The organism is Deltaproteobacteria bacterium (assembly GCA_029858205.1).
In the GTDB taxonomy this organism is placed as follows: domain Bacteria; phylum Desulfobacterota; class GWC2-55-46; order GWC2-55-46; family DRQE01; genus JAOUFM01.
This window is the reverse complement of record JAOUFM010000009.1, coordinates 61895-75079: the sequence shown is the minus strand read 5'-3', so window position 1 is coordinate 75079 and position 13185 is coordinate 61895. Positions and strand designations below refer to the sequence as shown.

Annotated in this window: 11 protein-coding genes; 4 read left to right on the top strand and 7 right to left on the bottom strand. The window is 54.3% G+C overall.

The features are described from left to right. Positions 1-47: 47 nt before the first annotated feature. Genes OEV59_08005 through OEV59_07995 form a run of 3 tightly spaced genes read right to left on the bottom strand, consistent with a single transcriptional unit; the run spans position 48 to position 4476 of the window. Positions 48-1010 (bottom strand): hypothetical protein, encoded by a 963-nt coding sequence (locus OEV59_08005; protein MDH4227671.1) that lies wholly within the window; start codon positions 1008-1010, stop codon positions 48-50. Then, positions 1003-1863, bottom strand: a complete 861-nt coding sequence (locus tag OEV59_08000) for a DUF799 domain-containing protein (protein ID MDH4227670.1) — start codon at positions 1861-1863, stop codon at positions 1003-1005. Before OEV59_08000 ends, OEV59_08005 begins: the two co-directional genes overlap by 8 nt. Positions 1864-1872: 9 nt before the next feature. After that, positions 1873-4476 carry a CBS domain-containing protein gene (locus OEV59_07995; GenBank protein MDH4227669.1) on the bottom strand — a complete coding sequence of 868 codons (2604 nt, stop codon included), beginning with the start codon at positions 4474-4476 and terminating at the stop codon, positions 1873-1875. A gap of 107 nt (positions 4477-4583) precedes the next feature. Between OEV59_07995 and OEV59_07990 the strand changes: the two genes are divergently transcribed. Next, entirely contained in the window at positions 4584-7352 is a 2769-nt protein-coding gene (locus OEV59_07990) for a hypothetical protein (GenBank protein ID MDH4227668.1), read from the top strand. Here OEV59_07990 and larE read toward each other — a convergent pair. Together larE and OEV59_07980 are read right to left on the bottom strand one after the other, a co-directional pair. Further along, positions 7349-8209: an ATP-dependent sacrificial sulfur transferase LarE gene (gene larE / locus OEV59_07985; GenBank protein ID MDH4227667.1), complete on the bottom strand. Its 861-nt coding sequence runs from the start codon at positions 8207-8209 to the stop codon at positions 7349-7351. The genes OEV59_07990 and larE overlap by 4 nt on opposite strands. Then, positions 8203-9225 (bottom strand): hypothetical protein, encoded by a 1023-nt coding sequence (locus tag OEV59_07980; GenBank protein ID MDH4227666.1) that lies wholly within the window; start codon positions 9223-9225, stop codon positions 8203-8205. Before OEV59_07980 ends, larE begins: the two co-directional genes overlap by 7 nt. 104 nt (positions 9226-9329) lie before the next feature. On the opposite strand from OEV59_07980, the gene OEV59_07975 reads away from it, so the two are divergent. Genes OEV59_07975 through OEV59_07965 form a run of 3 tightly spaced genes read left to right on the top strand, consistent with a single transcriptional unit; the run spans position 9330 to position 11316 of the window. Continuing rightward, positions 9330-10271 (top strand): site-2 protease family protein, encoded by a 942-nt coding sequence (locus tag OEV59_07975; protein MDH4227665.1) that lies wholly within the window; start codon positions 9330-9332, stop codon positions 10269-10271. 1 nt (position 10272) lies between these two features. After that, the gene (locus tag OEV59_07970; GenBank protein ID MDH4227664.1) at positions 10273-10509 is read left to right on the top strand and encodes a cytochrome B5; all 237 of its coding nucleotides are present in this window, start codon (positions 10273-10275) and stop codon (positions 10507-10509) included. 45 nt (positions 10510-10554) lie between these two features. Continuing rightward, complete coding sequence (locus OEV59_07965) at positions 10555-11316, top strand: GPMC system MBL fold metallohydrolase (GenBank protein MDH4227663.1); 762 nt, start codon at positions 10555-10557, stop codon at positions 11314-11316. Here OEV59_07965 and arcC read toward each other — a convergent pair. Together arcC and trxB are read right to left on the bottom strand one after the other, a co-directional pair. Beyond that, positions 11313-12269 (bottom strand): carbamate kinase, encoded by a 957-nt coding sequence (gene arcC / locus OEV59_07960; protein ID MDH4227662.1) that lies wholly within the window; start codon positions 12267-12269, stop codon positions 11313-11315. The two genes, OEV59_07965 and arcC, sit on opposite strands and share 4 nt — an antisense overlap. A gap of 10 nt (positions 12270-12279) precedes the next feature. Further along, on the bottom strand, positions 12280-13185 hold the full coding sequence (trxB, locus tag OEV59_07955) for a thioredoxin-disulfide reductase (GenBank protein MDH4227661.1): 906 nt from the start codon (positions 13183-13185) through the stop codon (positions 12280-12282).

The following is a 13185-nucleotide window of genomic DNA, read 5'->3' as shown; positions in this document are numbered from 1 at the left end:
CCCGGGCCCCTGGCGGGGGGGGGGGGGGGGGGGGTCTGGCATATGGTTTACTTTACGGCCTTTACAACGTCGCCGGGCTTGAACCCGAGCCCCGACTTAACGCTTGCGTGCGAGATTTTTTCGCTCTGATGCGAGGTAATCGTTATCTCGCCGATTTTTTTCTCCATCTTTCCGATGACCCTGCCGGTGTCCGGGTCGACGAGGTCCTTGCCGGTTGAGTACACACCGAGCACGTCGCCTTCCTTTAAACGGCTCTTTGTGCCTGCGCGTATCACCACGTCGCCGTCCTCTACCGCCAGCACCTTGCCCTGAAACGGCATGGAGTTTAGTTTCTCTATCATCTTCGTCATGGCCTTCGAGAGGGCGTCCCTTAGAGCGCCGTCCCTAAGTCCCGTGTCGTAGCTCGTCTTTCCGCCAACCCCCAGGATGCGCGTAACTTTTTTCTTGTACTCGCCGGCCCCGGATTCAGCTACAAGGCTTTGTCCGGTCGAGACGTCCACGAGCGCGTAGTCGACCTGGACCCTTGCAACGTCACTCTTGGATTTTCCAATCAGCACGTCGAACTCTTCCTCTACCTGCGAAAACGCAGTGACAGAGCCCGAGATCCTAAAGTCTATGGAGCTAAAGCCAGCTTCCGTGTCCTTGGCGCCTTTTTTTATTGCGCCCCTTTTTTCGAGGTCAACGAGCGTTGCCTGCGCGCCAAGTTCCGCCTCGGTAAGCACTATTGGCTCGAGCCCGGCCTGCTTGACGATTGTCCGTAAAATGTCCGTTGCGGCCTCGCCAACGCCAAGCACCTTGCTTGGGGTTTTGTTTTCGAATGTTATTATCGCGACCGTGTACTCGGGGCCGCTGTATTTCAGGCCCTCTTCTTTGAGTTCTTCCGTCTGCCCGGTCACGGTCAGGTCGTCCTTTACCTGGCCCTTCATCTTGGGGCCGCATCCGGCCGTTACGGCGAGGAGCAGGGCGGCGATTATAAACAGAAGAAACGGTGATTTTCCAGACTTAGTCATGCGAGACCTCCTTGGGTTTGTTTTCTTTATCCTGTTTCTCGGGCTCTCTGGCCGGTTGTTCCTTAGGGAGCTTGCCCGGGCCTGCCGGGAAATCCCTGAATACGGACGATAGAACGTCGTTTGTTTCTATTACGAGGTGTTTGCCGATTATCTTTGTCCCGAGCATTTCGATTAGCGAAAATGCTGCGCCTACTGCCAGATCCTCCTGTCTTGCTTCCTTAAACGAGTGCGAGACCTTCCATGAACTTAAGTTCCTTATGCCAACGACGCCGGGGATGTTTTTCTCAAGAGATATGAGTTCCGATGGGTCGTTTCCGAGCCCGCCTATGGGCCCGGTATAGGCCTTTACCCCCGCGGCATTTGTCCAGATGACAGCGCCGGTCTTCAAATCAACGAGCTTGAAGGCCATTTTGACCTTCTTCACATTATACACCCCGACCGTTACGGAGTCAAAGTCGAGGAGGTAGCCGTAGAGGATTGCGTCGGCTCCAAGCTCACGCGAGAAAGCTTCGAGCGCGGCAAGCTCGGCCTGCGTGCCAAGCGTTATGCCAAGCCTGTCGGAGAGTATCTTATCTGTGTCGCCAAGGGCCATGACGTCGTAGTGCCTTGCGTCGAGCAGGGTAAATACCTTTGCCCGGATCATCTTCGGCGCCCCTACGTCCGCCGTCGCGTTGTATATAGGAAGAAGCGCTATGGTGCGGTACGGGTTTTGCGTGTTGGGGGCAACGTTTGGAAGTGTAGCCGCGCACCCGGATGCGGACAGTAGCGCAAGCGTAAGGGCCGCAAGGCAAAGGGCGTTCCCTAATACGCCGGTGTGCGCTTTTTTTTCGGTAACCGTTGTTTTTTTCGGCATTGTTTTGTCCTACCCTTCGATGAAGCGTCTTGCAAACTCGACCTCGTCCTCGGTGTTTTTCAATTCGCCGTCGAGGTTTTTATAGAGAAGTTCGGTAAGGAGGCGGCCCATGGCAGGGCCTTCCTTTACCCCGAGTTTTTTAAGTTCTTGTCCGCCAAGGCGGGGCCTTGCCGAGTCCATAGCCGTTATGTGCCCTGAAATGGCGCGCCTTACCGCTTCGTCCTCTGTCCTTGCCATTATATAGAGCACAAGTTCGGTCTTTAGCGGCTTTAGTATCTTATAGACGCGGCTTGCCTTGAGCCCCGTCTTTTTTGCCGCCTCTACGGCCTTTAGCGCCTTAAGCGCAGCGTTTCGTTTCTTTAGTATCTCGATCCGTTGTCTGCCGCCAAGGGAAAGCCTCTGGGCAAGTTTTACGAGCGCTTCCTGCTTTATGGTGTCCGTGAGCGCTAAAAAGAGTGTTAGCCAGGGTTCTGTTTTCTCGCCCCTGTAGAGAAGCTTATGCCAGGTAGCTGCCTCAATTGAGCGCTGGAAGAGCTTTTCCATGCGCTCGTTCCAGTCCATGGATGTATGTATGAGCCTTAGTATGCCGAGCTCGCTAAAGCGCCTTATTATTTCGAGAGACCTGTCTTCCTCGAGCGCGTTTATTATTTCGTCCATTACGCGCGAGCCAGATGTCTTTGTGAGCACGCCCTGTCTCACGGAATTCTTAAGGAGCCTTAGCGTGTTGGCAGCTATTTGAAATCCGAAGCGCTCGGAGAACCTGATTGCGCGCATGGCCCTTGTGGGGTCTTCTATGAAGCTTAAATTGTGCATGACCCGGATAACGCCGTCCCTTAGATCGGTCTCTGCGCCGAAGAAGTCAATCAGGCTCCCGAACTCGCCGGGGCTCAAGGCGAGGGCGAGCGTGTTTATGGTGAAGTCGCGCCTGTAGAGGTCGAGCTTAAGTGACGAGTGCTCGACCGTCGGCAGCGCTCCCGGCTTTTCATAGTATTCGAGCCTTGCCGTTGCTATGTCGAGCTTAAAGCCGCTCTCAAGCTCAATGACCGCTGTCTTGAAGCGTTCGTGCGTTGTTACCTTCGCTCCGCCAAGCTCCTTCGCGAGCGCGTTAGAGAACTTTATGCCGTCGCCCTCGACGACAAGGTCGATGTCCAGGTTCTTTCTTCTAAGGATGAGGTCTCTTACGAACCCGCCGACGGCGTACGCGTAAAAACCTTCTTTGGCAGCGACCTCGCCGGCGGTGCTTAGAAGCCTGGTTGCCCAGTCCGGAAGCGACTCCTTTACAAGGGAGGCCGCGTTTCTCTCTCTTGCGGCAGTGTCGTTGCCGTAGCCTTCTTTATGGAGGAGCTTTATAAGGTCCGTTCTCGTGATGACGCCCGCGACCTTTCCGTTATCGATAACCGGCAGTATCCTCTGGTCTCGTCCAAGGGATCTTTCTCTTATTTCAGAGGCGTGCGCACCGGCATTTACAAATACGGCGTCTATGGTCATGAACTCCGATACAGGCGCATTTTTAAGCCCGTGATGGGCGGACTTGTCGGCGATCTGCCGCGTTATTACGCCCGTGAGGCGGCCTTTTTCAACGACAGGCAGCGCGTTCACGTTGTATCTGGTCATGAGGGCCGAGGCCTTTTCGATGCTTTCGCCTGCCTCGACGGTTATGGCCGGAGCGCTCATGATGTCGCGGGCGCGCGTGTTTTCGGCGGCGCACTTTTCGATTGCCGCAGTCGCCATCTCTCGTGCCTCGGTGATGGTCTTGTCCTTGATGGACGCGAACGCAGCCTCCGGATGCCCGCCGCCGCCAAGCATCTTTGCCGCTTTGGAGGCGTCGAACCCGGGCGTTGAACTGCGTATCACGGCGTGCACTCTGCCCGGTGTCTCGGCAAGCACGATAAGGGCCCCGGGCTTTTCTATGTCCATCAGGCGGTGGGCAAGGAGCGCCGCGTCGATGTCGCCCGAGTCGGATGAGACGGAGGCAAGTATGACGCCAGTGCTGCCGTAGGAATACCGTGCGCTGTTTTTTATAAGCTCCGAGAGCGCCGAGGCCTCCTTTGGCGTGAGCTCGCGCTTGATTATGGACGAAGCGGTCTTTATGTCAGCGCCGGATTTGAGAAGCCACGCCGCGGCCTCGAAGTCCTCTGGTCTTACGGATATGAACGTAAGGCCTCCGGTGTCCTCGTATATGCCGGCCATCATGGCCGTTGCCTCGTTTTCGGATATGGCGATGTTTTTTTCTTTCAGCATGAGGGCGAGTATCGTCGTCGTTGAGCCGTAGTCCTTGAAGACCTCCTTCGTAGCCTTTATGTCGGAGTCCCTTTTCGGATGGTGGTCGTAGACGTGCACTTCGACTTTTTCTTTGCCGAGAAGTTCCTTGAACCGCCCGATCCTCGATGACCGGCTTATGTCAACGAGCACCAGGCGCGTTACCTTACGATCATCAACGGACTCGGCAGGGGTGAACGCATTTTCGAGCTTAAGGGCCGTTATCGCCTCCTTAAGCCCGCGCTCGAGTGTTCCCGGAAATGACAATATCGCGCCCGGGTAGAGCCGCCTTGCGGCTATCATGGAGGCAAGGGTGTCGAAGTCCGCGTTCGTGTGCGTTGTTACCAGGTCCATAGCCGTATGGTAGCACAAAAAGCGCGCTGCTGGAATAGTAAACCCCTGTTTGCTCGGCCAGGATAACATCTTGATTCTTCTTTCTTATTGTTGTATTCTTTAGGCTAATGGCCGATATATATATCAAAGAACGCCAAACCGTATACGATACTCTTGCCAGAAGCAAGGACGATTTCGTGCACGGCAGGTTCTGGATACTCGATCCCGGCACTATAAGGTTTCGCCACGGCGAGCATGTCGCGGAGTTGAAGATTCCCTATCACCTTGGCGCCGATGACGAGGGCATCGTCGAGGCCGCGGTGCAGGAGCTTGTTTCTCTGATAAAGAGGCGGCACGAGGCCGTAAGGCCAGAGGCTGCCGGTGCTTCCATAACTTTCGATGATGCCGGGATCCCGGGCGCAGCGCAGTCGGCAGTGCAGCAAAAGCGGCCTCTAATGCAGGAAACTCTCAAAGGCGGCTTTCTCCTCGCGAATTCTGTTGAGAGCGCCATTTCGTCCAAGATGCCTTGTTTCACCCCTCTTGTCGATTCCGACATGCTCGCCGTATGGTTTTCAAAGGAAGGCTCCGGTAAAAAGTATATAGACTGGATAGCGGTGGTGCTCGACAAGGCCATGAAGGACGAGTCCACCGTCGATATCGGCGAGGTGACGTCGTATCTGGCGCTCCTTGCCATAATAAACGGCATACGGAAATATAAGGATAAGCTCAAGGATGCGAGAATCAAGGGTATCTCCTACGACCGCCTGGATATTGCCGTTGGTTTCGCCCTGTACGGAGCAACGCGCGGCGCGGTGTGGGCGCTTTTTGATAAGGTCAGGGAACATAACGCGCATTACTATAACCCGTTCTACGAGGCGGTTATAAAAGGCGCTGTCGTGCCAAAGGCCTTTGTGGCTATCCAGGGCAATACGCTTGCCTCCGTTGTAAACCCCTACGGCCTAAACGACGCCATTACCGCGTCCATTGCGGCAAACCTCGGCTCATACGAAGGCGAGGCCGATGCGGCGTCAACTGTTAGGACCATAGCCGATATAATAAAAAAGGACAAGGAACTTGGCGCTCTGGCAAAGAGCCTTGCGGATATAAATGCGCTAAGGGACTCGTTCTATGCGTATCTACTCGAGTTCGACATCGCCGGAGATGCCTCGCATAAGGCCCTAAGGGAGGCGTGTGTCGACGACAGGGGCTTGAAGGCAGTCATGGAGGGCGGCTCGGATAAGCTCGTCGCAGTTGCCGCGCAGATAAAGAACACGTATTTGAAGGACGTAAAGCGCGCAGCCGCGCTCGATAAGCTTACGGCAGCGCTCGTGCCGTTCTCGAAATCTTCGGGGGCCTTCGGATGGCTGCTTTCCTCGAAAAAGGGCAGCGGTGTGGATGCCGATGCCGCCGCACTTGATACCGCAGAGAGGTTTTTCGCGTACTGGATAGACGAGAAGGTGCATAAGCTCGTAGAGGCCATGCGCCTTCACATGGAAGACAGGCGCGCCTCCGGCTACGCCGATGCCATGCTCATAGAGGAATATAAAAAGGGCAGGATATACCGTTTCTCAAAGGACCTTCGCTCCATACTCGCGCCGATGACCTTCGAGTTCGAGGGCCAGCTCTTTGTCGATATGAAGGACTTTACAACCAAGACCCGCGCCATAAAGGAAATAGCCATGGCCGAGTACATGAAGGAGAACTTCTACACGCCCATCCTCGATGCCGCGTTTCGGTACAACCAGGGCGCGGGGCTAAGGGAGGTAGACTCGGGTATACGGCTAAACAGCCTTCCCGGCGACGCCGCCATATTCTCGGGGCCTGTATCGCAGCTCGTATCTCTTGCCTCGGACATACACAGGGTGCTCTGGCTCTACAAGGAAAGAATAGAGAAAAAGCTTCCGGAGGCAAAGGGCTCGCTCCTTCAGATGAAGGACATACACAAGAACTACGAGGCCAAGATGCAGGCCATAGCCGCGCGTAGAAACGAACTTTCGGCAAAGCTCAAGGCCGGTGATACTACAGCAGGCGAGGCCATTGCCAGGCTCGATCTCGAGCAGGCAAATATTGGCGAGATGTACAGGGAGGCCCTCGAGAAGGCGCTCCTTGTCGAGATGCAGGCAGGGGTGTTCATAACATTTGGCGCAAAGGCCGAGACCATGACCATACCGCCAAGACAGGGGCTTTCGCAGACCGTAAGTGTGGCAATCAGCGAAAAGATAAATGAGGCATCGAGAGGCACCGGCAGGAATTCGGCGGTTCGGGCAAAGATAGAGATACTGCTCGAGAAGGAGAGAAAAAAGCGCATGCGCCCGGAGTTCGTTTACCCGTTCGATATCTACATAGACACCCTGTATACGTTAAAGATACCGCCCGAGATAGAGCAGGGCATAGGCATAATGCGCGAGAAGCGCGACCAGACGGTCTGTAAGGACATGGCTACCCTTATCGCAAGGGAGTGTTACAGCGACCTTATAGCCCTTGCCGGCGGCGCGCAGGTCTCGGCGCTTAGGCTTCTTGAGGAAAAAACAGATATCTACAACAAAGGGCAGGCGCTAAGCAAGGACGCCATGATGGCCTACGTCTCCGAGATGAAAGGAAAAAAGTTCTTTTTTCAGCGCGTCATGTCGCCGCTTGACCTCCATAGCGACATAAGGGACAACTTCTTTATTCCCTATAAAACACTCGAGTTCTGGATATCCTGCGAGAGCCGCGACAGGGCAGAGATAATCGAAGTATTTAGGAAGGCAGGGGAGATAACATTCAAGGGGTTCGAGTCCGCAAAGCCCACCGAGGTGTTTGAGCTTCTTAACAGGGACTCGCAGTTTACGGCGCTGCTCATAGCAAAACACGTAAGGCCATGGATAGAAGAGGCAAGGAAGAGAAAGATGCTTTAGGGTTTGGCGTTTTTTACCTTCAGTGGTTCGTTCATGGAGCCTGTTCTGTAGCCCTGTAAATCGATTGTCACGTAGGTAAACCCGAGGGATTTAAGTTTTTCAACGGCAGCCAGCCTGGTTTTGTCGCTGCCGGTAAGCAGCCCCATGCCGTCCGGATTCGTTTCTATCCTTGCCGTATCTCCGTGAAAGCGCACGCGAAGCTCTATTAACCCAAGGCTCTTAAGGAACCCTTCCGCTGCCTTTATCACATCGAGCCTCTCTTCGGTGATTTTCGTTCCGTACGGAAACCTCGAAGAAAGGCACGCGAGGCTTGGCTTGTCCCATGTGGGGAGCCCGAGCCGTCTGCTTAGCTCGCGTATCTCGGTTTTTGAGAGCACGGCCTCGACAAGCGGGCTCCTGACGCCTTTTTCCCCGGCTGCCTGTCTTCCGGGACGAACGTCTCCAAGGTCGTCCATGTTCGTTCCGTCTGCAACAAAGGCCATGCCGTTTTTTCCGGCCATGTCCTTACAGATGGAAAAGAGCTCGGTCTTGCAGTAGTAGCAACGGTTAACAGGGTTCTCGGCGAAGTTCTCGATAAGAAGTTCGTTGGAGTCAACGATAAAGTGCTTTACGCCAAAGCTTGCGGCCAGGGCCTTGGCTTCCGCAAGCTCGCTTTCAAGATAAGTGGGCGAGGTTGCCGTGAGCGCAGCTGCCTTTGCTCCAAGCGTCATGGCGGCCGCCTTTAGAAGAAATGTTGAATCCACGCCTCCTGAGAAGGCAACGAGCACGGAGCTCATGTCCTTTAAGATGTTTTTCAGGTGTTCGAATTTTTTGTCGAGCGTAATATCTGCCTCGCTTGTTTTCAGCGCTTCTAACATACGAGGGCCTCTTTGGCAGCTACTTCGCCAAGCGGAGAGGTTACTTCCATTTCCGTTATTTCGCCGTTCCTTGTAACGGTCACGCGGCAGCCTGTTTGAGGCGCCTTTGGCGCGTATTTAAATAGCAGCCTTGCGGCAGTTTCCACCGCGCCGTTTGGCTCGTCTTCGCACACTATTGCAACAGGGCCTGGAAATCCAAACGGCTCTATCAGCGTGTGGCCTGGCTGAAGAAGGCCCTTAAGGCTCGTGTTTTCCATCTCGTTCTTGCTTATTACAATCTTTGCCCCGCCTATTCTGAAGTGTCGGCCTACCTTGAGTGTTTGCAAATCCTTTATAGTAAGTGTTGGGGAGTGGTCGAGGAGGTCTTTTACCTTTTTGGAGAATATCTTGTCGGTAAGAAGGCAGCCTCCGGAAGGGCACGGGTAGTCGGTGATGTTTAGCTCCTCGGCAAGCTCCATCTGCGGCTTTCTTCCTCTGCCCGATATGTCCATTAGCGTATTCCTGTCGATGAGCCCGGTTTTTTCCGGTATCGTTTCGTCAAGGTGCTTTGCGCAAAGCGGGCGAAGGATTAGCCCCTCGAGCCCGCTCTCTCTTTCAACTGTTCTAAAGGCGTCGCGTCTCTGGCTCATGGGCCTTTGTCCTATGACCTCGCCCGTGATGATGAAGTCGGCGCCGATCTCCAGCATATATTCCTTTGCCGCCTTGAACATGTAGATGCGGCAGTCTATGCACGGGTTTATGCCCTTGCCGTAGCCGTACCTGGGGCTGCGCACTACTTCCATGTATTCGAGCCCCTTGACCATCGTCTTTATCGGTATGCCAAGCTCCGCTGCGAGCGCCCTTGCGCCGTTTGAGCACCCGGCGCCCTCGGCTGCCTTGGTCTTTCTGCCTGCATTACAGGTGCAAAACGAGCTCGTGAAGTTAAGGGCATGGACCTCGACACCCTGCTCGACCATCATTTTTACCGCGAGGCTCGAATCGAGCCCGCCTGATAAAAGCGCTATTGCCTTTGCCATGTATTTCTCCCAATCAGCGTGAAATCTGTTAATATTATATTATACGCTTGGGCGGCGTAAAAAGCAAAGGAATCGCTTGGCTGCACCGGGCGTTTGGAAGGCGAATGTTCGTTTTTAGGTTTCTTAAAAAAATCGTTTTCAAGGTTTTCGGCTCAAGGTACGCGCCCTTGGCGCTCCTTATAATAACCGCCATTACGACGGTTCTCTCCGGGGCGTACTTCGAGGGAGCAGACCCCTATAATAACCCTTCGGATATAGTAAAGGGAGTGCCGTTCTCGCTCTCCCTTCTTTTAATACTCGGTTCCCACGAGTTCGCGCATTATCTTGCCGCAAGGAGAGAGGGTGTAGTTTCAACGCTTCCGTATTTTATCCCTGGGCCTCCGCTGCCGCCGCTTATCGGCACCTTTGGCGCGGTAATCCGCTTGAAAAGCCCCATGCCCACGCGGCGTTCCCTTGTCTGGATAGGCGCGGCAGGGCCGTTTGCCGGGCTCTTTGTTGCGGTCATCGTTACCGCCGTCGGGCTCGCTCTCTCCCGTGTTACCTACGTGCCGGAATCTGCCGCAGGGCATTCGCTTCTTCTCTTCGACAGCTCCGGGTACGTGCTCCTTGGCGAACCGCTCATATATAAGGCCATAAAGTACGCTGTGCTCGGAACGTTGCCACACGGCCAAGGCGTGTATGTGGGAAGCGTTGCCTTTGCCGGGTGGATAGGGTTCTTCATAACGTGCCTTAACCTTATTCCCGTGGGGCAGCTTGACGGCGGCCACATCCTCTATGCGTCAGCGGGCAGGGCGCACGGCGTAATATCCAGGGCTCTCTCTATTGCATTCATAATTTTTGGCCTGCTGTATTTTTATTCGCCGCTTACGTCTTATACGTGGCCCGGGTGGGCATTTTGGGGCGTTATCATAACGGCAATAGGCATGCGGCATCCGCCGGTAATGGACGACACCGTTATGCTCGATACGAGGTCATGGGCAGCGTCAGTTGGCGCCGTGCTCGCGTTGGTATTGACTTTTATGCCCGCGCCGTTTTATATTGTCTGATATGAAAAAATTCAACGCAGCGGAACTAAAGAAGTACGACGGCAGCGAGCCAGGCAAGCCCATATACTTCGCCTTCAAGGGTAAGGTATATGATGCCACCGCGAGCCCGCTCTTCATCGACGGCATGCACTTCGAGCACCCGGCCGGCGGCGATTTGACCGATTACTTAGACGATGCCCCGCACGGCGAAGAGGCCGTAATGGAGCTGCCTGTAGTCGGCGAATACAGCGAAGAGTAGGGCGGGCCGCAAGCCTTGCGGCGCGTTCTAATGCCTTTCCAAACCATGAAAGCCCTTATACTCGGATGCGGCACGTCAACCGGCGTGCCCCTTATAGGATGCGGCTGCGCGGTGTGTGTGTCCACTGAGCCAAAAAACAAGCGCACACGGGCATCCGCGCTTTTGTCGGTAAACGGCAGGAATATCTTAATCGATACGTCCACGGATCTAAGGGCGCAGGCGCTCGTAAATAATCTAAGGCGCATAGACGCGGTCCTCTACACCCACGAGCACGCCGACCACTTACACGGCATAGACGATCTTCGGTCCTTTAACATGGCCATGGGAGCCTCCATTCCGTGTTATTCGGATTTGAAGACCATCTCGAAGATACGCGAGAAGTTTTCCTATATATTCGAAAGGAGCGAGGGAGACGGCTGGAAGCCCGAGCTTACGCTCCACGAGATAAAAGGGAAGTTCAACCTCTTTGACTTCGAGGTAACGCCCGTTGAGATAGAGCACGGTTATGGCCGCATACTCGGGTTTCGTGTTGGCGCTCTTGCGTATATTACCGATTGCAGCGGCATACCGAAAGAAGCGCTCGGGCTTCTAAAGGGAGTAAACGTTCTTATCCTCGGCGCACTAAGACAGAAGCCTCATCCGAGCCACTTCTCCATAGACGAGGCAATCGAGGCCGCAGGCCAGGTCGGGGCAGGGGAGGTCTACCTTACGCACCTTGGTCATAATTTGGATTATGTAACTGATTCGCCGAAGCTGCCGCAGGGCGTTCATTTTGCCTACGACGGTCTTGAGATAGACGTGCCCTAAGGCGTGATGATTGTCCCGGCCCGGCCCTTTAGCGCAAGGGCTGCTTTTTCAGGCGTTGTTATGATGACTTTTTTCCCGCCGTTCTCGATGAACTCTATTGCAGCTTCTATCTTTGGCCCCATGGAACCGGGGGCGAACTCTCCTGCCTTAAGATATCGCTTTGCCTCAGAGGCCGTTATTTTTCCAAGCGCTTTACGGCTCGGCGTAGTGAAGTTAACGTAAGCGTTCTCGATTGCCGTGAGTATTATAAGCGTTTGGCTTCCAAGCTCCTTTGCAAGGCACACTGTTGCAAGGTCTTTGTCTATTACAGCGTCTATGCCACGAAGCGTTTTATCTTTACCTTCGACAACAGGCACGCCTCCGCCGCCAGCGGCTATGACGATAGTGCCGGTAAGAGAGAGGCGTTTTATTATATCAGCCTCTATTACCCTGATAGGGCGGGGGGAGGCAACAACGCGCCTGTAGCCGCGGCCGCTGTCCTCTTTCATGACGTATTTTCTTGTTTTAGTAAGCAGCGCTGCTTCTTTTTTCGAATAGTAGGGGCCAACGGGCTTTGTGGGGTTTTTGAATGCCCTGTCGTTCTTATCCACTACGACCTGGGTTACTATTGCGGCAGCCTGTCTTTTGTAACCGGCTTTTCCAAGGGCGTTATGAAGGGCCTGCTGCAGGATAAAGCCCACAGCTCCTTCGCTGTCAGCGTCGCACATGTATAGAGGGTCTTCGGGAACCTCTTGCTTGGCTGCCTCGCTTCGTATGAGAAGATTGCCGACGATTGGGCCGTTCCCGTGGGTTATTATAACGGGAGTGGAGGGCGTGATGAGCTCTATCGCTGCCTTTGCCGCCTTTTGTGCGTTCCTGAATTGTTCTTCGATTGTCCCGCGTTCATTCCTTTGGATAAGGGCGTTTCCGCCAAGCGATATGATGAGAGGTCTTTTTGGGGCTTTTCTTTTCATGCCCCGCGCCCTATTCGAAGTCTTCGATGTATTTTTCGGCAATGAACGCCGCTATCGCGCCGTCACCAACCGCCGTTGCAACTTGCAGCAGCGGCGTATTCCTGCAATCCCCGGCAGCGTATATGCCCTCTACCGATGTTTCCATGTTCTGGTTCGTTATGATGAAGCCCGAGGCGTCTTTTTTAAGGTCAACAAAGCCGGTTGCCGGGTTTATGCCGACAAAGACAAACACGCCGTCGGTAGGTATCTCTGTCTTGGATGAGTCCTTTACGTTCTCGACTATAACGGCATCGACCTTGCTCGTGCCCTTTATCTCTTTGAGTATGGAGTTCCAGTGGATCTTGATGTTCGCTGTCTTGAAGGCCTTTTCCTGAAGCACCTTCTCGGCTCTAAGCGAATCCCTTCTGTGTATGAGGTCCACGTGCGAAGCTATCTTCGATAAGTACACTGCTTCTTTTACGGCCGTATCTCCGCCGCCGATTACCGTGACCTTCTGCTTTTTAAAGAACGGGCCGTCGCAGGTAGCGCAGTACGAAACTCCCTTGCCTATGAGCTCGTTTTCTCCGGGAACCCCGATTCTCTTTGGCTTTGCCCCTGTTGCCAGTATCACTGCCTTTGTTCTCATTTCGCCTTCCGAGGTCGAGAGCACCTTTACCTTCCCGTCGAGCTTTATCGAAGATACCTCTGCGAATTTTATCTCAAGTCCCTGGGCCTTTGCCTGTTCCTCGAACTTCGCCATTAGCTCCATGCCGCTTATGGAGGCGTACCCGGGGTAGTTCTCTATAACGTCGCTAAGCGCGATCTGTCCGCCGACGAGCTCGCGCTCGATTAGGATGACGTCGAGCATGGCTCTTTTTGCGTATATGCCCGCGGTAAGCCCCGCAGGGCCGCCGCCTATGATGATGAGGTCGTGCAT